Genomic DNA, 22,016 nt, shown 5'->3' on the forward strand with positions numbered 1-22,016 from the left:
GGTGCCTTCCGGCGGAACAGGAACGACGGAAGGCATCTGCGTGGCAGCGGAACAGGGCGGGGCGGGCGAGCCCGGCTGGGTGCGGCGACTGGCCGGGTACGCATGGCGCTACCCCAAGGACGTCGTGCTGGCCCTCGGCTCGTCCCTCGGGGGCATGGCCGTCCTGGCACTGGTCCCGCTCGTCACCAAGGTGATCATCGACGACGTCGTGGGGAACCACACCAGGGACATGGCCCCCTGGGCCGGCGCCCTCATAGGCGCCGCCGTCCTCGTCTACGTCATGACCTACATCCGCCGCTACTACGGCGGACGGCTCGCCCTGCACGTCCAGCACGACCTGCGCACGGACATGTACGCGACCATCACCCGGCTCGACGGCCGCCGCCAGGACGAGCTGTCCACCGGCCAGGTCGTGGGCCGGGCCACCAGCGACCTCCAGCTGATCCAGGGCCTGCTCTTCATGCTGCCGATGACCATCGGCAACGTCCTGCTCTTCCTGATCTCGCTCGGGATCATGGCCTCGCTGTCCCTGCCGCTCACCGGGGTCGCCCTCGCCGTCGCCCCCGCCCTCTGGTTCATCGCCAAGCGCAGCCGCACCAGGCTGCACCCCGCCACCTGGTACGCGCAGGCCCAGGCCGCCGCCGTCGCCGGGGTCGTCGACGGCGCCGTCAGCGGCGTCCGCGTCGTCAAGGGCTTCGGGCAGGAGGACCAGGAGACCGGGAAGCTCCGGGAGGTCGGGCGCAGGCTCTTCGCGGGCCGGATGCGCACCATCGGGCTCAACGCGAAGTACACCCCGGCGCTGCAGGCCGTGCCCGCCCTCGGCCAGGTCGCGATGCTCGCCCTCGGCGGCTGGCTCGCGGTGCGCGGACAGATCACCCTCGGCACCTTCGTCGCCTTCTCGTCCTACCTCGCGCAGCTCGTCGGGCCGGTGCGGATGCTCGCCGTGGTCCTCACCGTCGGACAGCAGGCCCGCGCGGGCGCCGAGCGCGTCCTGGAGCTGATCGACACCGAGCCCTCCATCGAGGACGGCACGAAGACGCTGCCCGCCGACGCGCCCGCCACCGTCGAGTTCGACGACGTCTCCTTCGGCTACGAGGAGGGCCGCCCCGTCCTCGACGGCCTCTCCTTCGAGATCCGCCCCGGCGAGACCCTCGCCGTCGTCGGCTCCTCCGGCTCCGGCAAGTCCACCGTCTCGCTGCTGCTGCCGCGCTTCTACGACGTGACCCACGGCGCCGTCCTGGTCGGCGGCCACGACGTCCGCGAGCTGACCCAGGAGTCGCTGCGCGCCGCGATCGGGCTGGTCCCCGAGGACTCCTTCCTGTTCTCCGACACCGTCCGCGCCAACATCGCCTACGGCCGCCCGGACGCCACGCAGGAGGAGATCGAGACCGCCGCCCGCGCCGCCCAGGCCCACCGCTTCATCGCCGAGCTGCCCGACGGGTACGACACGACCGTCGGCGAGCACGGACTGACCCTCTCCGGCGGCCAGCGCCAGCGCATGGCCCTCGCCCGCGCCATCCTCACCGACCCGCGGCTGCTCGTCCTCGACGACGCCACCTCCGCCGTGGACGCCCGGGTCGAGCACGAGATCCACGAGGCCCTCGCGCACGTCATGCGGGGCCGCACCACCCTCCTCATCGCGCACCGCCGCTCCACCCTGAACCTCGCCGACCGCATCGCCGTGCTCGACGGCGGCCGGCTCACCGACATCGGCACGCACGAGGAGCTCCAGGAACGCTCCGCGCTGTACCGGCGGCTGCTCACCGACCCGGACGAGCTGGGCGGCGTCTCGCCCGGCCGGGCCGCGCCCGCCGCCGAGCGGGAGGACACGTCCGTCCGCGACGAGCTCGACGCCGAGTTCGACGCCGAGCGCGGCGTCACCCCGCACCTGTGGACCGGCGACCGCAAGCCGAAGGACAACGCGATCGCCGGGATGCCCGCCACCCCGGAGCTGCTCTCGCAGGTCGAGGCGCTGCCCCCGGCGACCGAGACCCCCGGCATCGACGAGGCCCGCGCGGTCATGCCGGAGGAGTCCTACGGGCTGCGCCGGCTGCTGCGCGGCTTCGGGCTGCCGCTGCTCGTCAGCCTCGGCCTGGTCGCCCTCGACGCCGGCATGGGCCTGCTGCTGCCGGTGATGATCCGCCACGGCATCGACGAGGGCGTCTCGCAGCTCTCCCGCGCCGCGGTGTGGACGGCCGCCGTCCTCGCCCTGCTCACCGTGCTCGTCCAGTGGGCGGCCCAGATCGGCGAGACCCGGATGACCGGGCGCACCGGTGAGCGGGTCCTCTACTCGCTCCGGCTCAAGATCTTCGCGCAGCTCCAGCGGCTCGGGCTCGACTACTACGAGCGCGAGCTGACCGGCCGGATCATGACCCGGATGACGACGGACGTGGACGCGCTGTCCACCTTCCTGCAGACCGGCCTGGTCACCGCGTTCGTCTCGGTCGTCACCTTCTTCGGCATCATGGGCGCGCTCCTGGTGATCGACGTGCAGCTGGCGCTGGTGGTCTTCGCCACGCTGCCCCCGCTGGTCGTCGGCACCTTCTTCTTCCGCCGGGCCAGCGTGAAGGCGTACGAGCTGGCCCGCGAGCGCGTCTCGGTGGTCAACGCCGACCTCCAGGAGTCCGTCTCCGGGCTGCGCATCCTCCAGGCGTTCCGGCGCGAGGAGGCGGGCCGCAAGCGCTTCGCGGACGGCAGCGACAGCTACCGCCAGGCACGCATCCGTGGCCAGCGCCTGATCTCCGTGTACTTCCCCTTCGTGCAGCTGCTGTCCTCGGTGGCCGCGGCGGGCGTCCTGATCGTGGGCGCCCACCGGGTGGACGCCGGCACACTGACCACCGGCGCCCTGGTCGCCTACCTCCTCTACATCGACCTGTTCTTCGCGCCCGTGCAGCAGCTCTCCCAGGTCTTCGACGGCTACCAGCAGGCGACCGTCTCGCTGGGCCGCATCCAGGAACTGCTGCGCGAGCCGACGTCGACGCGGTCCGCGGCCGAGCCGCTCGACGTGCTCTCCCTGCGCGGGGAGATCGCCTTCGAGGACGTCGACTTCGCCTACGGCGACGACGAGGAGGCCCTCAGCGGCGTCGCGCTGACCGTCCCCGCCGGGCAGACCGTCGCGTTCGTCGGCGAGACCGGCGCGGGCAAGTCGACCCTGGTGAAGCTGGTGGCCCGGTTCTACGACCCGACCGGCGGGCGCGTCACCGTCGACGGCACCGATCTGCGCGACCTCGACCTCACGTCCTACCGGCACCGGCTCGGCGTCGTCCCGCAGGAGGCGTACCTCTTCCAGGGCACGGTCCGCGACGCCATCGCCTACGGCCGCCCCGACGCCACCGACGCCGAGGTCGAGGCGGCGGCCCGCGCCGTCGGCGCCCACGACATGATCGCCACCCTCGACGGCGGCTATCTGCACGAGGTCGCCGAGCGCGGCCGGAACCTGTCGGCCGGTCAGCGCCAGCTGATCGCGCTGGCCCGCGCCGAACTCGTCGACCCGGACATCCTGCTCCTCGACGAGGCCACCGCCGCCCTGGACCTCGCCACCGAGGCACTGGTCAACCAGGCCACCGACCGGATCGCGGGCCGCCGTACGACGCTGGTGGTGGCCCACCGGCTGACCACGGCCGCCCGCGCCGACCGGGTGGTCGTCATGGACCACGGCCGCGTCGCCGAGGACGGCACCCACGAGGAACTGCTGCGCCTCGGCGGCCGGTACGCCGAGCTGTGGCGCACCTTCGTGGGCGCGCCCGAGCCCGGGGAGCCGGTCCGCTCCACGGCCTGACGGCCCGTCCCCTCCCGCGCAACCATCCGACGTACGTCCTGCGTCCGTACACCAGTACGCTGATTGCTGCGGGAGGGACGACAGTGGACAGTGGTGCGATACGCAGGCGGCTGGCGCTCGGCACGGCCGTGCTGACCGCGTCCGGGCTGCTCGCCCTCGCCGGGCCGGGCAGCGCGGAGGCCGCCTCCTACTGCTCGGGACGCAAGGTCCGCACCCTGCCCTTCTCCACCGGCTCCGTGCAGGTCTACAAACGCAGTGGCTACGTGTGCGCGGTGACGTTCCCCAAGCGGCAGGGCTCGCGCAAGTCGATGTCGGTGAGCGTGCAGGCGCGCGGCAGCCGCCCCGTCGCCGACAAGGGGCGCTACACGCACCACGCCGGCCCGGTGACCGTGCACGCCGGACGCCGCTGCGTGCGCGTCGAGGGTTCCGTGGGCTCGGGCTCGGTCAGTTCGGGCTGGATCCTCTGCTGATCCTGTGCTGAACGGGGCCCGGACCGGCCCCCGCGGCGGTCCGCTTCCGGTCCGGAGCCCCGGCCGTTTGCGGCCGATCCGGCACATTTCCGGCACGTCGACTCAACATCCCCTGGTGCACCGGGTGTTGCTCCGCTAGGTTCCGGCGGACATCCGCGTATTTCCCAGGGGAGGGTGCATGCGCAAGGCGCTCAGATGGCTGCTGGCGCTCACGGTGCTCATCGGCACGTTGAGCACGGCCGGGGCGGCCACCGCCGCCCAGCCGGAGGCCACCGGCACCACCGGCACCACCGGTACGGACATCAAGGACCAGCTGCTCGCGATACCGGGCATGAGCCTGATCGAGGAGAAGCCCTACACCGGGTACCGCTTCTTCGTCCTCAACTACACCCAGCCCGTCGACCACCGGAACCCGTCCAAGGGCACGTTCCAGCAGCGGATCACCGTGCTGCACAAGGACACCGCCCGCCCGACGGTCTTCTACACCGGCGGCTACAACGTCTCCACCAACCCCGGCCGCCGCGAGCCGACCCAGATCGTCGACGGCAACCAGGTCTCCATGGAGTACCGCTACTTCACGCCGTCCCGTCCGGCCCCGGCCGACTGGAGCAAGCTGGACATCTGGCAGGCGGCCAGCGACCAGCACCGCATCTTCACCGCCCTCAAGCCGATCTACGGCAAGAAGTGGCTCTCCACGGGCGGCTCCAAGGGCGGCATGACCGCCACGTACTACGAGCGCTTCTACCCGCGCGACATGGACGGCGTCGTCGCCTACGTCGCCCCGAACGACGTGGTGAACGACGAGGACTCCGCCTACGACCGCTTCTTCGCGAACGTCGGCACCAAGGAGTGCCGCGACCGGCTGAACGCGGTGCAGCGCGAGGCGCTCGTCCGCCGCGAGCCGCTGGAGAAGAAGTACGCCGATCTGGCCGCGGCCGAGGGCTACACCTTCACCACCATCGGCAGCCTGGACCGGGCCTACGAGGCGGTCGTCCTCGACTACGTCTGGGGCTTCTGGCAGTACAGCCTGCTCTCCGACTGCGGGGACATCCCGGCCGACGCGGCGCACGCCACCGACGACGAGATCTGGACCTCGGTCGACACGATCTCCGGCTTCTCCGCCTACACGGACCAGGGCCTGACCACGTACACGCCGTACTACTACCAGGCCGGTACGCAGCTCGGAGCGCCCACGATCAAGTTCCCGTACATCGAGAAGCGGTTCATCCGCTACGGGTACCAGCCGCCGCGGAACTTCGTGCCGCGCGACATCTCCATGAAGTTCCAGCCGTGGGCGATGCGCGACGTCGACACCTGGGTGCGCCACAACGCGCGCCACATGCTGTTCGTCTACGGCCAGAACGACCCGTGGGGCGCCGAGCGCTTCCGCCTCGGCAAGGGCGCGAAGGACTCGTACGTGATGACGGCGCCCGGACTGAACCACGGCGCCAACGTCGCCGGACTCGTCGCCGACGAGAAGGCGTTCGCCACCGCCCGCATCCTGGAATGGGCGGGAGTCGCCTCGGCGGCCGTCCAGGCGGACCCGGCGGCCGCGAAGCCGCTGGCGAAGTTCGACGCCAGGCTGGACAAGCGGGACGTCGAGCGCGAGCCCGCGCTGCGTCCGTAACACCCGTGCCGCGCCCGTCCGGTCACCGCACCGGACGGGCGCAGCCCACCGGCTCACCGCCGCCGGGCCCTGACGGCTCGTCAGGAGCGCCGAGGCCGGCGCGTACGGCGCCGGCACGCCCGGCAGGGCACGTCCGACCCGCTCGGCCCCCATGGCTCCCCCCGGTACGACCCCGCCCGGCGTGGCCCGCCCGCACGGGGCCACGCCGGACGTTCGGGGTGCTCGGGGGCCGACGGCGGGGTCCCGCGGCGGGCGGGGCGCAGGGCTAGTACGACAGCCCGTACCCGAGGGGGTACAGCACCTGGGCCGGATCGTCGGCCCGCTGCACGGGCACCGGCAGCTTCCCGGTCGGGGACACCGCCCCCGCGATCACCCGTGCCGCCGCGCGCAGTTCGACGTCCGTCCAGGAGTACGCGGCCAGATACGCGCCGACACCCGGGAGCTGGGCCACGTCGTACGGGTTGCGGATGGCCACGGCGACCACCGGGACGCCCGTGGCGACCAGCCGTTCCACCAGGGTCCGCTGGGCGCTGGTCGCCGTCACGTTGTACGTGCCGACCACCACGGCGTCCGCGCTCCCGGCCGCCGCCACCGCCTTGTCGACGGTCGCCTGCGAGGGTGCCGTACCGGTGGACAGCGCGGTCGCCGAGAAGCCGAGTCCGGTGAGCGCGGCGGCGAGCACGGTCGTCGGGGGCCCGTCGGAGCCGGAGGGCGAGGCCGGGTCGGCGCCCACCACGAGCACGTTCCGGTGCGTCCGCCGGGACAGCGGGAGCAGGCCGTCCTTGTTGACCAGCAGGGTCGTCGTGCGGTCCGCGATCCGGTCGGCCGTCCTCAGGTGGGCCCGGGTGCCCACCGTGCGCTCGACGGCACCGTCGGGGACGTAGGCGTCCCTCAGGAGGCCGAGCTTCGCCTTGAGGCGCAGGATGCGCAGGATCGACTCGTCCAGCCGGGCCTCGGTCAGCTCGCCGCCCCGGACCGCCGTGAGCACCGCGTTCCACGCGACGTCCAGAGAGGGCGGGTTGAGGAGCTGGTCGACGCCCGCCTTCAGCGCCAGTACGGGGACGCGGTCGTCGCCGTACTTCGTGCGGACGCCCTCCATGCCGAGCGAGTCCGTCACCACCACGCCGTCGTAGCCGAGTTCGCCGCGCAGGATGCCGGTGAGGATCGGGTGCGAGAGGGTGGCCGGGTCGCCGGCCGGGTCGAGCGCCGGCACCATGATGTGCGCGGTCATGATCGAGTCGATGCCCGCCCTGATCGCCGCCCGGAACGGCACGGCGTCCAGCTCGGACCACAGCTCCCGGCTGTGCCCGATGACCGGGAAGCCGGTGTGGCTGTCGACGGCGGTGTCGCCGTGCCCGGGGAAGTGCTTGGACGTCGCCGCGACACCGGCGCTCTGATAGCCCTTCACCTGCGCCGCCACCATCCCGGCGACCGCCTCGGGGTCGGCCCCGAAGGACCGTACGCCGATGACCGGGTTGGCCGGGTTCACGTTCACGTCGGCGACCGGCGCGTAGTCCTGGCGGATGCCGAGCGCGCGCAGTTCGGCGCCGGCGACTCGGCCGGCCGTGCGGGCGTCCTCCCGCGAGCCTCCGGCGCCGAGGGCCATCGCGCCGGGGAAGAGCGTCGCGGGCTTGCCCACCCGTGCCACTATCCCGTGCTCCTGGTCCGTCGAGATGAGGACCGGCAGGCCGCGGGGCAGACCCAGGGACGCCTTCTGGATGCCGTCCGACAGGTCCGCGATCTGCTGCGGGCTGCGGGTGTTGTGCGCCCAGGCGAAGTAGATGATGCCGCCGACGCGGTACTTGGCGACCAGTTCCGCGGCCGTCCTGACGCCGATCTCCTTGAGGTTGGCGTCGATGTCGGCCTGGTCGGGCGCGGTGGCCGAGTGGCCGTACACCCGCATCACGAAGAGCTGGCCGACCTTCTCCTCCAGCGTCATCCGCGAGATGAGCGCGCGCAGTCTCCGGTCGTCGTGCGGGGTGCCGTCGGCGGCGGCGTACGCGCCGCCCCCGGCGGCGAGGGCGGCGGTGACGCCCGCCGTCGCGGTGAGAACGGAACGTCTGGACGGTCTTGCGGTGCTTCCCGTGCCGGAGTCGCGCACGTGCGCCCCTTCCCTCATGAAGGAAACTTCCGAGGAATCACGAATATCCGGGAAGTTTCTTCCAGTCAAGGGTGTGCACAGTAACCGGGAACGGGCCGCCACCGGCCTGGTCGCAGGGAGGCGCGCCGGTGACGGGGTGCCGTCGGCCGCGGGCGGCTGAGCCGCCGGGGTGGTCCCGCGGGTGCCGCGCTGGTCGTCGCGGTCGGGGGCCAAGTGATGGTTGAAACCTGTTCCTTTTTGATCAGCTGTGCCGTTACAGTGACGCAGCTGTCGCAGAGGAACGTGAGGTTTCCGTTCCGCACCCGAGAGGTGAACGACAGCTCTCTTTCATCACCTTTGTGGGGGCACATGAAGATTCGAAGACGCCGCGTCCTCGCGGCGCTGGGCACCGCCGTCGCCGTGGCCGCCGGTATGGCCACCGCGCCGGGCGCCGCCGCGGCGAACCCCGTCACCTGGCAGGCCGCGGACGGCACGCTGATGTTCCTCAACGGCGCGCGCAACGTCCTGCAGACGAACCAGCCCGGCACCGGCACGTACACCGACTTCGTCGCCGACGGCAGGCAGCCGTCCTGGTCGCCCGACGGCAGCCGCGTCGCGTACGTGAAGGACAACCGGGTCGAGACCCGGCGCTACACCGGCTCCACCCTGGTCAAGATCCAGGAGCAGGGCTCCATGACGTCGGTGGGCGACCCGACGTTCCTCTACAGCGGCAGCACGGTCGTCTACTCCGGCGGCGGCCGCCTGCGCTACGCCCCCTCGGACGGCTCCCGCTACGCCCAGCCGCTGTTCTCCACCTCGGAGGACGGCTGCGACCGCAAGCCGAGCGCGGCCGCCAACGGGCTGATCGCCTTCGTCCGCACCGGCGACACCTGCGGTTCGCCGACCGGTTCGGCGATCTGGCTCTACGACGACACCACCGGCGGCTTCACCAAGCTGGCCGACACCGGCGACGACCCGGCGATCTCGCCCGACGGCACCCAGGTCGCCTTCGTACGCGAGTCGGGCGGCCTCAGCCGGCTCTTCGTCGTGAACGTCGACGGCACGGGGGAGCGCCAGCTCACCTTCGAGGACGCCGCGTACGCCCCGGCGTGGGCGCCCACCGGCACGCGCATCGTCGTCACCAACGGGACCGACGAGGACGTCGCGATCCCCCGGATCGTGGACGTCGCCACCGGCGACGTCACCAAGATGCCGCTGCCTCCGGGCACGTCGTCGGTCCTCGACCCGGCGTGGCAGCCGCTGCGCGGACAGAGCGTCGGCCGGGTCTGGGGCGCGGACTCCTACGCCACCAACGTGGCCGCGTCGCGCTGGAGCTGGAACACGGTCGGCCAGAGCGAGCCCGGTCTGATCGACGCCAAGTCGGCCGTCCTCGTCAGCAAGGACAGCCCGTCCTACGCGCTGACCGGGCAGAGCCTCGCCGGCCAGAAGCAGGGTCCCCTGCTGATGACCTCGGAGACTTCGCTGTCGACCGCCGTGCAGACCGAGCTGAAGCGCACGCTGAAGCCCGGCGCGACGGTCTACCTGGTCGGCGGTACCGACATCCTCTCCGGCACCGTCGCGAGCAAGGTCAGCTCCCTCGGCTTCACGCCGAAGCGGCTGTCGGGCACCTCGCGCTACTCGACGTCCGTGGCGGTCGCCAAGGCCGTCACCGGCGCGCCGGAGTACGTGTTCCTCGCCACCGGCACGGACTACCACTCCGCGATGGCGGCCTCCGCGGCGGCCGGTGCCCTCGGGTACGGCGGCAAGGGCACGGTCGTCCTCAACGACGGCAACTCGCTGTCGACGTCGGTGAAGTCGTACCTCAACTCGCTGGACCCCGACCAGACGATGGTCATCCCCGTCGGCGCCTCGGCGAAGTACGCGCTCACGCACACGTACCTCTCCAACTGGCCCGACACCTGGTCGTACTACCCGATCAGCGGCAGTGGCCACGACGGGACCTCCGCCGCGCTCGCCCGCTTCTGGTGGACCTCGCCTTCCGTGGTGGGCCTCGCCTGGTCGGACAGCTGGCGCGGGGGCGTCTCCGCGAGCACCGGCATGCTCGACTACGGACCCATCCTGTGGACCGACGAGACGACGCTGACGGACGCCGACGCGACGTACCTGCGCGAGCAGGCGGCCGGGGTCAACATCGTCGTCGCCTTCGGCGGGACGGGGTCGGTCTCCGCGTCCGAGCTGACGGCGGCGGGGTCCGCCATCAGTGCGGGCAGCTCCCTCGTCAAGTACACGCCGTACTACGACGGGATCGTCCCGCAGCAGACCGCGCAGAAGTCGGCGCTGTCGGCGGGTGCCCGGAGCGGGGCCGGCCCGGTCCTGCCCCGGGGCACGGGCGGGGCGCCGGTGCCCGACCTGGACTCGGTGCGGACGACCAACAAGTAGCGGGGGCCACCGGGCGGTGGAGCGTGGCGGCGACGGCGGTCGCCGCCACGCTCCGGTCCGCCCGGTGCGCCTCGACACCGGCTCCCGGGTGTGCGTTCCGCACCCGGGGGCCGGTTTGCTCGTTCCGGGCGTGGGTTTCGGGCGTGGCGTTTCGGGGGCGCGCCGGCTACGCCGAGTCGTTCAGCAGGCGGGCCAGGTGGTCGCGGCCCGGGGTCAGCAGCGGCTCCAGCGGCTCGGCGGACTCGTACCACCGCTTCTCGTACTCCCAGCACAGCCAGCCGTCCCAGCCCTCCCGGGAGAGGAGCTCCACGCACTCCGTGAGCGGCAGGACGCCGGTGCCGAGGAGCAGCGGGGTCGTGTCCTCGGGCGAGGCGATGTCCTTCACCTGGACGTAGCCCAGGTGCGGGGACAGGGCGGCGTACGTGGTGGACGGCTGTTCGCCGCCCAGCCAGGTGTGCATCACGTCCCAGAGGGCGCCCACCCGGCGGTGGCCCACCGGGCCCAGGACGCGGATGACGTCGGCGCCGGTGCGGTGGGAGTCGTGGGTCTCCAGCAGGATGCGTACGCCGAGGTCCGTCGCGTACTCCGCGGCGGTGCCGAGGCGCCGGGCGGCCGTCGCGTCGGCCTCCTCCGGGCTCTGGTCCTCGCCGGCGCCCGGGAAGACGCGGACGAAGGGGGCGCCGACGTCTCTGGCCAGCTCCAGGAGGTCGCGGATCTCGCGCAGGACGGGGGTGTCGTCGCCGGGGGCCGCGACGCGGGCGTATCCGGCGAGGCCGAGGATCTCTACGCCGGCCGACTTGAACTCGGCCGCGACGTCGGCGCGTTCGGCGAGGGTGAGGCCGGGGTGGACCGGTTCCTCGGGGTGCGCCCGCAGTTCGACGCCGTGGTAGCCGTGCGTCGCGGCGAGCCGTACGACGTCGGGGACGGGGAGTCCCGGGACGCCAAGGGTGGAGAAGGCCAGTTTCACTTTGCACACCTCGCTACGGAGCCCCGGGCACGCGGGCCCGGCCGGGGGTCCGGTGCCCCCCGGGACAGCAGAGCATGCGCCGGACCCTACCCGCATCACGGACGCGCACGGGCGTTGCGGCGGGCGTCGGGCGCTTTAGGTCCGGTGGGTGGGTCGGGTCCGTGCCGGTACATCCGGCCGTCGGTAGTTGGTGTCGGCGTCCGTCACCAGCGTTCCTCGGCCGGATACGTCCCCGTCTCGACGGCCATTTGATGTACCGGCACGGCCCCTTCGGTCGTAGGGCGGCTTGCGGTTCGTGGGGGCTGAGCTGCGGGGGCGCGGGCTCGGTGGCTCGGGTGCGGGCCGGTGGGCGATGCCCACCTGGCGGACGGGCGTGCGGCGTGGGGCGGCGCCCACCCACCCGGCTGGCGCCGGCGGGCCGCCCGCTCCAGCTGCGGGCATGCGTGCCGCTAGGGGCGGCACGGGTGGGCGCAGGCGGCACCCCGCTGGCGCCGGGCTCGCCGACCCACCCGACGCCAGCTGAGGCACCGGGTGCTGATGCGGGTGAGGGGGAGTGGGCCCACCCTGGGCGGCACCCAGTGGACGCCGGGTTCGCCGGCCGGCCTCGAGGGCAGCCCAAGCACCGGGTGCCGATGCGGGCGACGTACGCGGCGTCCCGTGGGCCTCGGGGGGAACGGCGTCCCGAGAGGGGCGGGGACCCCGGACGGGGGCGAACTTGGCGTTGGTCAGGGGCGCGGGGCGTCGGTGGAGCCGCGGACCATCAGTTCCCCCCGTACCGTGGCGATCCCCCCGGGCGGCGCCTCCTCCCGCCCCATGGCGATCCGCCCGGCCCGCGCCCCCGCCTCTGCCAGAGGCAACCGCACGGTGGTGAGCGCCGGCACCACGTCGATGCTGAAGGGGAGATCGTCGAACCCGGCCACGGACACGTCCGCCGGAATCCGCAGACCGGAGTCGCGCAGCGCCGCACACGCCCCCAGCGCGACGGTGTCGTTGGCGGCGACGACAGCGGTCAACGACGGCTCGCGGCGCAGGAGTTCGAGCGTCGCCTCGTACCCGGCCCGCCGGTCGTACCGGCCGTGCACGGTACGCCGCGGATCGTCCTCGATCCCGTGCGCGGCGAGCGCGGCCTGGTGCCCCTCCAGCCGGTGCCGGGTCGTCGTCCGCTCCTCGGGACCGGCGATGTACCCCATGCGCCGGTGCCCGAGCCCGATCAGATGCTCGGTCAGCCGCTGCCCGCCCCCGCGGTTGTCGAAGGTGAGCGCGACCGCCCCGGTGTCCTCGGGCGCGGGCGGCCGCCCGCACAGCACGATCCGGGTCCCCGCCTCGGCCAGCCTGCGCAGCTTCGCCGCGACCGCCGCCCCGTGCCGCGCGTCCTCGACGGCGCCGCCGGTCAGCACCACCGCGGCGGCCCGCTGGCGCTGGAGCAGCGTCAGGTAGGTCAGCTCACGCTCCGGGTCGCCGCCCGTGTTGCAGACGACGCCGAGACGCTCACCGCCCGCGCGCCCGCCGCCGAGGACCCCGGAGGAGGGCCCGGGGGGCCCGCCGATCTCCGCCTGGATGGCGCTGGCCATGATCCCGAAGAAGGGGTCGGCGATGTCGTTCACGAGGATGCCGACCAGGTCGGACGTGGCGGCGGCCAGCGAACTCGCGGGCCCGTTCAGCACGTAGTCCAGCTCGTCCACGGCCCGCAGCACCCGCTCGCGCGTGGAGGCCGCCACCGGATAGTTCCCGTTCAGCACACGCGACACGGTCGCGGGCGAGACCTGCGCGCGCGCCGCCACGTCCGCCAGGGTCACCGTCATCTCGTCTTTCCTCCGGTCGCGCGTCTCTCGGTCGGTCCCGGGGACCCGGCCGGCCGTGCGTGTGCCCTGCCCCCGCCGCGTGACCGTACCTCCTGTCCGCCCCGTCGAACATCTCGCGGCCCACACGGTCTTGTCCGATCGGCGGCGCAGCGGCTAGCGTCTCTGGCATAGAAAGCGCTTGCTGCCGCGCTCACCTGTGAGCGTACGCGGCGCCGGACGCGTACGGAGGGAATGACGTGACACGCAAGACGGTGCGTATCGCCATGAACGGTGTGACGGGGCGCATGGGGTACCGCCAGCACCTCGTCCGCTCCATCCTCGCCCTGCGCGAGCAGGGCGGACTCGACCTCGGCGACGGCACCGTGCTGTGGCCCGAGCCGGTGCTCGTCGGGCGCCGCGAGCACGCCCTGAAGACCATCGCGGAACGGCACGGCCTGGACCACTGGTCGACGGACCTGGACGCCGTGCTCGCCGACCCGGCCGTCGACATCTACTTCGACGCGCAGGTCACCTCCGCCCGCGAGGAGGCCATCCGCAAGGCCGTCGCCGCAGGCAAGCACGTCTACACGGAGAAGCCGACCGCCACCGGCCTCGACGGCGCCCTGGAGCTGGCCCGGCTGGCCGCGGAGAAGGGCATCCGGCACGGCGTCGTGCAGGACAAGCTGTTCCTGCCGGGCCTGCTCAAGCTGAAGCGGCTCGTCGACGGCGGCTTCTTCGGCCGGGTCCTGTCCGTGCGGGGCGAGTTCGGCTACTGGGTCTTCGAGGGCGACTGGCAGTCCGCCCAGCGCCCCTCCTGGAACTACCGCGCCGAGGACGGCGGCGGCATCGTCGTCGACATGTTCCCGCACTGGGAGTACGTGCTGCACGAGCTCTTCGGCCGGGTCACCTCCGTGCAGGCGCTCACCGCCACCCACGTCCCGCAGCGCTGGGACGAACAGGGCAAGCCCTACGACGCCACCGCCGACGACGCCGCGTACGGCGTCTTCGAGCTGGAGGGCGGCGCCGTCGCCCAGATCAACTCCTCGTGGGCGGTGCGCGTGAACCGCGACGAGCTCGTGGAGTTCCAGGTGGACGGCACGGAGGGGTCCGCGGTCGCCGGCCTGCGCAACTGCCGTGTCCAGCACCGTGGTTCGACCCCGAAGCCGGTCTGGAACCCGGACATCCCGGCGACCTATTCCTTCCGCGACCAGTGGCAGGAGGTCCCGGACAACGCCGAGTTCGACAACGGCTTCAAGGCCCAGTGGGAGCTGTTCCTGCGGCACGTCTACGCGGACGCGCCGTACCACTGGGACCTGCTGGCCGGCGCCCGAGGCGTCCAGCTCGCCGAGCTGGGTCTGCGCTCCTCCGCCGAGGGCCGCCGTCTCGACGTACCGGAGATCTCGCTGTGACCCTCCGACTGCCGCGCGCGAACGGGGAGTTGGTCACCTACACCCCGCGCCCCGAGCCGCTCGCCCTCTCGCCCGGCGGCCCCCTCACCTCCCGTACGGTCTTCTCCGCCGCGCACGTCGTGGCCGACCCGTACGCCGACACGAGCCCCGACTCCCCGGCCGCCGTCGACTGGGACGCCACCCTCGCCTTCCGCCGGCATCTGTGGGCGCAGGGGCTCGGGGTCGCCGAGGCGATGGACACCGCGCAGCGCGGGATGGGCCTGGACTGGGCCACGGCCGCGGAGCTGATCAGGCGCTCCGCCGCCGAGGCGAAGGCGGTCGGGGGCCGTATCGCGTGCGGGGCGGGCACCGACCAGATCGCCGCCGGCTCACTGGCCGACGTACGGGCCGCCTACGAGGAGCAGCTCGCGCACGTGGAGGGGACGGGCGCGCAGGCGATCCTCATGGCGTCCCGGGCGCTGGCCGCGGCGGCGACGGGCCCCGAGGACTACCTCGCGGTCTACGGCCATCTCCTGCGCCAGTCCGCCGAGCCCGTGATCCTGCACTGGCTCGGCCCCATGTTCGACCCGGCGCTGGAGGGCTACTGGGGTTCCACGGACCTCGACACCGCGACCGGCACGTTCCTTGAGGTGATCGCCGCGCACCCCGACAAGGTCGACGGCGTCAAGGTCTCCCTGCTGGACGCCCGGCGGGAGACCGACCTGCGCCGCAGGCTCCCGCGAGGCGTGCGCTGCTACACCGGCGACGACTTCCACTACCCCGAGCTGATCGCGGGCGACGAGCACGGCTTCAGCCACGCCCTGCTCGGCATCTTCGACCCGCTGGGACCGCTCGCCGCCGAGGCGGTGCGCGTGCTGGACACCGGTGACACCAAGGGCTTCCGTGAACTCCTCGATCCCACCGTCGAGTTGTCCCGCCACCTGTTCCAGGCGCCGACCCGTTTCTACAAGACCGGGGTCGTCCTCCTCGCCTGGCTCGCGGGCCACCAGTCCCACTTCACCATGGTGGGCGGGCTGCAGTCGGCGCGCTCCCTGCCGCACCTGGCCCGCGCCTACGAACTCGCCGACGGAATCGGCCTGTTCCCCGACCCCGAGCTGGCCCGGTCCCGTATGGAACACCTGCTCGCCCTGTACGGAGTCGCCCAGTGAGCACCCCGGATCTCTCCCGTCTCTCCATCAACCAGATGACGGTCAGGCAGCTCTCGCTGCCCGAACTCGTGGACGCCTGCGCACAGCTCGGCGTGCCCGGCGTCGGCCTCTGGCGCGAGCCTGTCCGGGCGTACGGCGTCGAGGCGGCGGCGAAGCTGGTGCGCGACGCGGGACTCACCGTGACCACGCTGTGCCGCGGCGGCTTCCTCACGGCGACCGGGGCGGACGAGCGGGCCCGGTCCCTGGACGACAACAGGACGGCCGTCGACGAGGCGGCGGCCCTCGGCACGGACACGCTCGTGCTCGTCTCGGGCGGCCTGCCCGCGGGTTCCAGGGACCTGCACGGCGCCCGCGAGCGGATCGCCGACGCCCTCGCGGAGCTGGGCCCGTACGCGGCCGAGCGCGGTGTCCGGCTGGCCGTCGAGCCGCTGCACCCCATGTTCGCCGCCGACCGCTGCGTGGTCTCCACCCTCGGCCAGGCCCTGGACCTCGCGGAGCGCTTCCCGGCCGACCAGGTGGGCGTCACGGTGGACACGTACCACCTGTGGTGGGACGACACCGCGCCCGCCCGGATCGCCCGGGCCGGGGCGGGCGGCCGCATCCACACCTTCCAGGTCGCCGACTGGGTCACCCCGCTGCCCGAGGGCGTCCTCAACGGGCGCGGGCAGCTCGGCGACGGCGCCGTCGACCTGCGCGAGTGGCGCGGGTACGTGGAGGCGGCGGGCTACCGCGGACCCATCGAGGTCGAGCTGTTCAACGAGGGGCTGTGGGCCCGGGACGGCCGCGAGGTGCTGGCGGAGACGGCGGCCCGGTTCGCGGCGCACGTCCTGTGAGGCGGGGCGGCCGGTGACGGGTCACCGGCCGCCGGTCAGCCCCGCTTCAGGTGCCGGGTGAGCTGCTGGAGCGTCGTCCACGACTGCGGGTCGCTCCCGTCGCCCAGCGGATAGTGCAGCGCAGGCCGCGAGGGAGCACCCAGCCGGACCGGCCGCAGCGCGACGGGCGGACGGCCGGCGTGGTCGAGGCCGATGGCGCGCACGTCGTCCGGGCCGAGCGTGAACGCGAACGGCACGGGCGGCGCCTCCAGCCGCGGCGGCGTCACGAGGTCCCGGCCCGCGCGGCGCACCGACACCAGCATGGTGACCAGGCCGTGTTCACCGACGAGGGTCTCGGCGAGGCCCTGGACCGCGTCCAGCGGCAGGCCCTCGTCCGCGCCGAAGCCGAGGGTCAGGTGCACGTCCTCCTCCACCCCCGCCCCGGTACGCGTCACCCGGAGCGTCCCGACCGCCGGACGGTCCGGGGCGCCCACGGCGACCAGGTGCGTGGCCTGCGGAGCGCGCTCCTGCGCCAGGTCCGTCAACTGCCGCGGCGACCACGGCAGGTTGACCGGTTCCGCCGTGCCCCAGCCGGCCGGCGGCGCACCGGTCAGCGTCCGCCACGCCGTCTCCAGCGCCCCGCCCAGGAGCAGGTTCGGGTCGGCGGCGTGCCGCGTGCGGAACGCGACGTGGAGCTGGCGCTCGGCCGAAGGCCCGGTGTCGGTGAAGGCCTTGGCGACCGTCGACTTCCCCTCGGCCGTGAGGGCGGGCGTGAAAGTGCCGTCCTGCCAGCGCAGCACCGCCCCGGAGAGCCCGTCGTAGTACCCGCAGTCCGGGTCCTGGACGACCCAGCGGTTGGGCACCTGCGCCAGCGTGGTGCGGGCGGCCGGGCTCAGACGTACGTCGGGCGGGGTCACGATCTGCAGGGCCCGGCGCGAGCCGGACGCCGCACGCAGCACCTCCGAGAGCCAGGAGGTCAGGGCGATCACCGGCCGGTCGGCCAGGACCACGGCGGTGCTGTCGGTGAGCACGTCCACGGCGGGCAGACCCACGGCCGCGCGCGCCGTCACCTCGCCCTCCCCGTCCGGCGCCCCGTCTGCCTCCGCGCCCTCCGGCGGCTCCCCCTCCGCGCCGGGCACGGTCTCCGGCGTCGGGACGCCGGAGGTGTCCACCACCTCGGTGCGCGCCGCCCCCGCGGGCCAGGTGATGCCGCCCAGCAGGGCGTTGAGGCGCCCGCACACCGAGGCGGCGAGCCGTTCGGCCTCCGGGACCGCCGTCGCGGCGCGGGCCTCGGTCCACCAGAACGGCAGCGGCACGCCGTCGGCCGACGGGCCGAGCAGCCGCCGCGCCTCGCCGGGCACCTGGACGAGGACCGGCGCCTCCACGGAGACGAGCGGGCGGCCCCCGGGACCGTGCAGCTGGACGACCGCGCCGTCGGCCGCGGCGGACACCCCCAGGTCGGGGCCGCCCGCGTACAGGCCGGTCAGCAGGTCCCAGATGTCGGGCATCTTCGGGGTGAGGGCGATGACGTCCTTGGTCACGGGCGTTCTGCTTCCTCGGTGTCGGAGAGGGCGGTCTGGACGAGCTGGTGCCGGCGGCCGCGGCGGACGATCGTGCCGCGTCCCGGCGGCTGCGGGGAGGCGTACAGGCCGGGGAAGAGCTGCCCCTCGGTCCGGTCGCCGGTCATCACGAGCGCCGCGGTGCCGGTCTCGCGCAGTGTCGTCAGCAGCGGTTCGTACAGCGCGCGGGAGGACCCGGCGACGCGGCGGGCGATGACGAAGTGCAGGCCGATGTCCTGGGCGGAGGAGACGTACGGCAGGAAGGGGTTCAGCGGCTGCTGCCCCGCGGTCGTCAGGATGTCGTAGTCGTCGACGAGGATCACGATCCGCGGCCCGCTGAAGGCGGGTTCGGTGCCGAGCGTGTCCGGGTCCGCGCTCTCCGGCAGCCGCTTCTCCAGCTCGGCCGCGATGCCCGAGGCCAGCGCGGCGGACAGCTTCGCGTTGTGCGCGTAGCCGCCGCGGTACGCCTCCGGGATCACCCCGCGCAGCCCGCGGCGCGGGTCGAAGACCCCGAACACCAGCTCCTCGTCGCTGTACCGCTCCACGAGCTGCCCGGCGATCAGCTTCAGCAGGTTGGTCTTGCCGCACTCGTTGTCGCCGAGGACCAGCAGGTGCTGGTCGCTCCCGAACAGGTCGAGGAGGGCGGGCGCCAGCGCGTCCTGGTCGACGCCGATCGGCACCCGCCGCGGCTCGGCGGCCACGGACAGCAGCTGCGCCGCCGGCATCCGCGTCGGCAGCACCCGTACGGGCGGCGCCACGTCCCCGTGCCAGGTGGCCCGGATCGTGCGCGCCGCCTCCTCCAGCGCGGGCCCGATGTCGTCCCTGGACGGCGAGCCGTCGATACGCGGCAGCGCGACCTGGGCGAACAGCTTCCCGTCGGTGAGGACCCGGCCCGGGGTGTCCGCGGCCAGCGTCTCGGACAGCTTGCGGTCGACGGAGGAGTCGGCCGGGTCGTTGAGCCGCAGCTCGACACGCGTGCCGAACATGGACTGGGTGGCGATCCGCACGTCGTTCCAGCGCAGCATGCCGGCGACCACGTGGATGCCGTAGCCGCCGCCGCGCTTGAGCAGGTCGGTCACCGAGTCGTCGAGGTCGGCGAACTCGTCGCGCAGCGCCCCGAACCCGTCGACGAGCAGCACGACGTCGGTCGAGCCGAGCTCGGTCAGCCGGCCCTGCGCGCGCAGCCGGCGCAGCTGCTCCACGGAGTCGATGCCGTGCTCGCGGAACAGCTCCTCGCGGGCGGCAAGCATCGCGCGCACCTCGGCGACCGTCCGCGCGGCCCGCTCGTGGTCGGCGCGCCCCGCGATCCCGCCGACGTGCGGCAGCCCGGCCAGCGCCGACAGACCGCCGCCGACCAGGTCGAGCCCGTACACGGCGACGTCGTACGGGGTGTGCGTGGTCGCCAGGGACAGGGCGAGGGTGCGCAGCATCGTGGTCTTGCCGGACTGGGGCCCGCCGATGACGGCGACGTGCCCGCCGGCGACGGTGAGGTCGAGCAGCCACTTGCCCTGCCACTGGCTCGCCGGGTCGTCCAGCACCCCGAGCGGCACGCGCATCGCCCCGGCCCGCCCGGCGGCCAGGTGCAGCCCGCGTCCGGTCACCTCGACGGGCCCCGCGGCGGCGTCCAGCGTGATGGCGGCCGGCAGCGGCGGCAGCCAGATCCGGCGCACCGGCGGCGCCGCGCCGGTGAGCCGGCCGACCATCACGGACATCACGGTCGGCCCGGTCTCCCGCTTGGTGGCCGCCGGTTCCGCGGCGCCCTCGGCCGGGGCCGCGTCGAGCGTGTTGAAGGCGGGGTAGGGCCAGGCGAGCGGCTCGTCGTCCTGCTGGTCGCGCAGCGCGGGACCGCGGTAGGCGCCGGACACGTACCCGGCCTTGAACCGCTCGTACAGCGAGGTGTCGACCTTCAGGTAGCCGAAGCCCGGCAGCGGCGGCAGATGGAAGGCGTCGGTGGTGTCGAGCACCGTGCGCGACTCGTCGGCGGAGAAGGTGCGCAGACCCAGGCGGTACGACAGGTAGGTGTCGAGACCCTTCAGCTTGCCGCCCTCGATGCGCTGGCTGGACAGCAGCAGGTGCACGCCGATGGAGCGTCCGATGCGGCCGATGGACAGGAACAGGTCGATGAAGTCCGGCTTGGCGGTGAGGAGTTCGCCGAACTCGTCGATGACGACGAACAGGTGCGGCAGCGGCTCCAGATCGGGGCGCCCGGCGGCGCGCAGGGCCGCGTAGTGCCCGATGTCGGCGACGTTCCCGGCGTCCTTCAGCACCTGCTGGCGGCGCTTGACCTCGCCCGCGAGGCTGGTGTGGACACGCTCGACGAGCCCGGCCTGGTTCTCCAGGTTCGTGATCACCCCGGCCACGTGGGGGAGTTCGGTGAACGGCGCGAAGGTGGCACCGCCCTTGTAGTCGACGAGGACCAGGGCCAGGTCCTCGGGGGCGTGGGTGGCGGTGAGCGCGAGCACCAGGGTGCGCAGCAGTTCGCTCTTGCCGGAACCGGTCGCGCCCACGCACAGCCCGTGCGGCCCCATGCCCAGCTCGGAGGACTCCTTCAGGTCGAGCAGCACCGGCTCGTGACGGTCCGTCAGTCCGATCGGCACACGCAGGAACTCGCGCTCGCCGCGCGGCGCCCACAGCCGCTCCAGGTCGAGCGCGGCCGGGTCCTCGACACCGAGCAGCCCGGGGAAGTCGACGGGCCCGGACACCGGGGTCCCCTCGGCGGCGGACTCCGCGGACAGCCGCAGCGGGGCGAGCAGCCGCGCCAGCCCCTCGGCGCCGGCCGGGCTCACCGCGTCCGCCGTGCCCTGCGCCACCGGGGACGGCTCGCGCAGGTCCTCGACGGTCACCTGGTCGCCGTCGACGCGGATGCGCACGCCGACCTGGTCCGGTTCGTGCACCTGCCGTTCCAGCAGGTGGAGCACGGTGACGCCCATGTCCCGCAGCTCGACGGCCGTGTCGGGCCGCGGGAGCTCGGCGGCCGTGGCGCCGTACTCGTCGCTCACCACCAGCAGCCGGCTCGTCAGCCGCAGCGCGTCGCGGCCGGACAGGCCCCGCCGCACCTCCGCCGCGTACGACGCCCGCTGTCCCAGCTCGTGCCGGCACAGCGCGGCGAGCTGCGGCAGGCTCGGGGCGATCCGGCGGGCGGCGACCGGGCCGTCCTGCTCCTGCGGATCGAGCACGTGGGGCAGCCACTTGGCCCACTCCCACTCGGTCAGCCGGTCGCCCGGCACGCCGAGCGCCATCGCCACGTCGTCGGGCGCGTGCGTGACGGCGGCCTGGACGAGCAGCGCGCGGGCGACCCGCAGCACCCCCTCGCGGTCACCGACGATGCTGACGTTGCCCGCCCGGTCCAGCGGCACCGTCAGCGGGCAGTCACTGGCGACCGAGTACCGCGCCAGCAGCGCCCGCGCCTCGTTCAGCATGAACGGGTCCGGCGGGGTCATCACACCGCCGGCGTCGGAGCCGATGGCCAGTTCCTGCACCGGCACGTCGCCGGTGCCCACCCGCACCCGGAGGAAGTCGGGGTCCTGACGGCGCCGCTCCCACAGCCGCGCGGGGTCCCGCACCAGGTCGTAGAGCGCCTCCGGGGGCGGGTTGAGGACCCGGGCGAGCTGCCGCCGCTCCCGCTCGGCCGCCCCGAACTCCTCGCGCAGCTCCTCCAGATACTCCAGGTACCGCTCACGCTGGGCCCGCCGGGTGCGCTGCGCCTTGCCGCGCTGCGACAGGAACAGCCCCACCGCGCCGAGCAGCGCGATGACCAGCACCATCGCGCCGAGCGCCGCGAACTGGCTGTTGCGGATGACGGTCATCATGACGACCGAACCCATGACGCCGGCCATCGGCAGCAGCGCCGTCGCCGCGTTGCCCAGCTTGCCCTCGGGCAGGTTCGGCGGCGGCTCCACCGTGCGCGGCCCGGCGGGCGCGAGCGGCCGGGTGGAGCGGGCGGGCCGGTGTATCAGACTCTGGGTCACGGACGGACCCTTTCTCG

At 73.6% G+C, this 22,016-nt stretch carries 12 protein-coding genes; 7 read left to right on the top strand and 5 right to left on the bottom strand.

Features of this window, described 5'->3' with window-relative positions:
- Positions 1-40 precede the first annotated feature (40 nt).
- The 3 genes from ACZ4VA_RS01295 to ACZ4VA_RS01305 all read left to right on the top strand — a co-directional run bounded on the left by ACZ4VA_RS01295 (position 41) and on the right by ACZ4VA_RS01305 (position 5,875).
- Positions 41-3,778: an ABC transporter ATP-binding protein gene (locus ACZ4VA_RS01295; protein ID WP_468079194.1), complete on the top strand. Its 3,738-nt coding sequence runs from the start codon at positions 41-43 to the stop codon at positions 3,776-3,778.
- Between the two features lie 83 nt (positions 3,779-3,861).
- The gene (locus ACZ4VA_RS01300) at positions 3,862-4,248 is read left to right on the top strand and encodes a hypothetical protein (protein ID WP_355794359.1); all 387 of its coding nucleotides are present in this window, start codon (positions 3,862-3,864) and stop codon (positions 4,246-4,248) included.
- 178 nt (positions 4,249-4,426) lie between these two features.
- The gene (locus tag ACZ4VA_RS01305; protein WP_356237649.1) at positions 4,427-5,875 is read left to right on the top strand and encodes a S28 family serine protease; all 1,449 of its coding nucleotides are present in this window, start codon (positions 4,427-4,429) and stop codon (positions 5,873-5,875) included.
- Between the two features lie 265 nt (positions 5,876-6,140).
- Here the strand turns inward: ACZ4VA_RS01305 and ACZ4VA_RS01310 are convergent, their stop codons facing one another.
- Positions 6,141-7,994 (bottom strand): glycoside hydrolase family 3 protein, encoded by a 1,854-nt coding sequence (locus ACZ4VA_RS01310; protein ID WP_355787240.1) that lies wholly within the window; start codon positions 7,992-7,994, stop codon positions 6,141-6,143.
- A gap of 330 nt (positions 7,995-8,324) precedes the next feature.
- Here ACZ4VA_RS01310 and ACZ4VA_RS01315 point away from each other — a divergent pair, with 330 nt between their 5' ends.
- On the top strand, positions 8,325-10,355 hold the full coding sequence (locus tag ACZ4VA_RS01315; protein ID WP_468079198.1) for a cell wall-binding repeat-containing protein: 2,031 nt from the start codon (positions 8,325-8,327) through the stop codon (positions 10,353-10,355).
- A gap of 166 nt (positions 10,356-10,521) precedes the next feature.
- Here the strand turns inward: ACZ4VA_RS01315 and ACZ4VA_RS01320 are convergent, their stop codons facing one another.
- Both ACZ4VA_RS01320 and ACZ4VA_RS01325 read right to left on the bottom strand, forming a co-directional pair.
- Positions 10,522-11,322, bottom strand: a complete 801-nt coding sequence (locus ACZ4VA_RS01320; protein WP_355787233.1) for a sugar phosphate isomerase/epimerase family protein — start codon at positions 11,320-11,322, stop codon at positions 10,522-10,524.
- 725 nt (positions 11,323-12,047) lie between these two features.
- A complete protein-coding gene (locus ACZ4VA_RS01325) occupies positions 12,048-13,124 on the bottom strand; it encodes a LacI family DNA-binding transcriptional regulator (protein ID WP_468079200.1) in 1,077 nt (358 codons plus the stop codon).
- A gap of 236 nt (positions 13,125-13,360) precedes the next feature.
- On the opposite strand from ACZ4VA_RS01325, the gene ACZ4VA_RS01330 reads away from it, so the two are divergent.
- Genes ACZ4VA_RS01330 through ACZ4VA_RS01340 form a run of 3 tightly spaced genes read left to right on the top strand, consistent with a single transcriptional unit; the run spans position 13,361 to position 16,493 of the window.
- Positions 13,361-14,512, top strand: coding sequence for a Gfo/Idh/MocA family protein (locus ACZ4VA_RS01330; protein WP_389389595.1), 1,152 nt, complete (start codon positions 13,361-13,363; stop codon positions 14,510-14,512).
- The gene (locus ACZ4VA_RS01335; protein ID WP_468079202.1) at positions 14,509-15,660 is read left to right on the top strand and encodes a dihydrodipicolinate synthase family protein; all 1,152 of its coding nucleotides are present in this window, start codon (positions 14,509-14,511) and stop codon (positions 15,658-15,660) included. The genes ACZ4VA_RS01330 and ACZ4VA_RS01335 overlap by 4 nt, the downstream gene beginning before the upstream one ends.
- A 35-nt stretch (positions 15,661-15,695) precedes the next feature.
- Entirely contained in the window at positions 15,696-16,493 is a 798-nt protein-coding gene (locus ACZ4VA_RS01340; RefSeq protein WP_355788113.1) for a sugar phosphate isomerase/epimerase family protein, read from the top strand.
- A 35-nt stretch (positions 16,494-16,528) separates the two neighbouring features.
- On the opposite strand, the gene ACZ4VA_RS01345 is transcribed toward ACZ4VA_RS01340, so the two are convergent.
- Positions 16,529-18,013, bottom strand: a complete 1,485-nt coding sequence (locus ACZ4VA_RS01345; RefSeq protein WP_468079204.1) for a DUF6177 family protein — start codon at positions 18,011-18,013, stop codon at positions 16,529-16,531.
- Positions 18,010-21,999 (bottom strand): type VII secretion protein EccCa, encoded by a 3,990-nt coding sequence (eccCa, locus tag ACZ4VA_RS01350; protein ID WP_356237651.1) that lies wholly within the window; start codon positions 21,997-21,999, stop codon positions 18,010-18,012. The genes ACZ4VA_RS01345 and eccCa overlap by 4 nt, the downstream gene beginning before the upstream one ends.
- Positions 22,000-22,016 lie beyond the last annotated feature (17 nt).

The organism is Streptomyces sp. NPDC028308, from assembly GCF_055565855.1.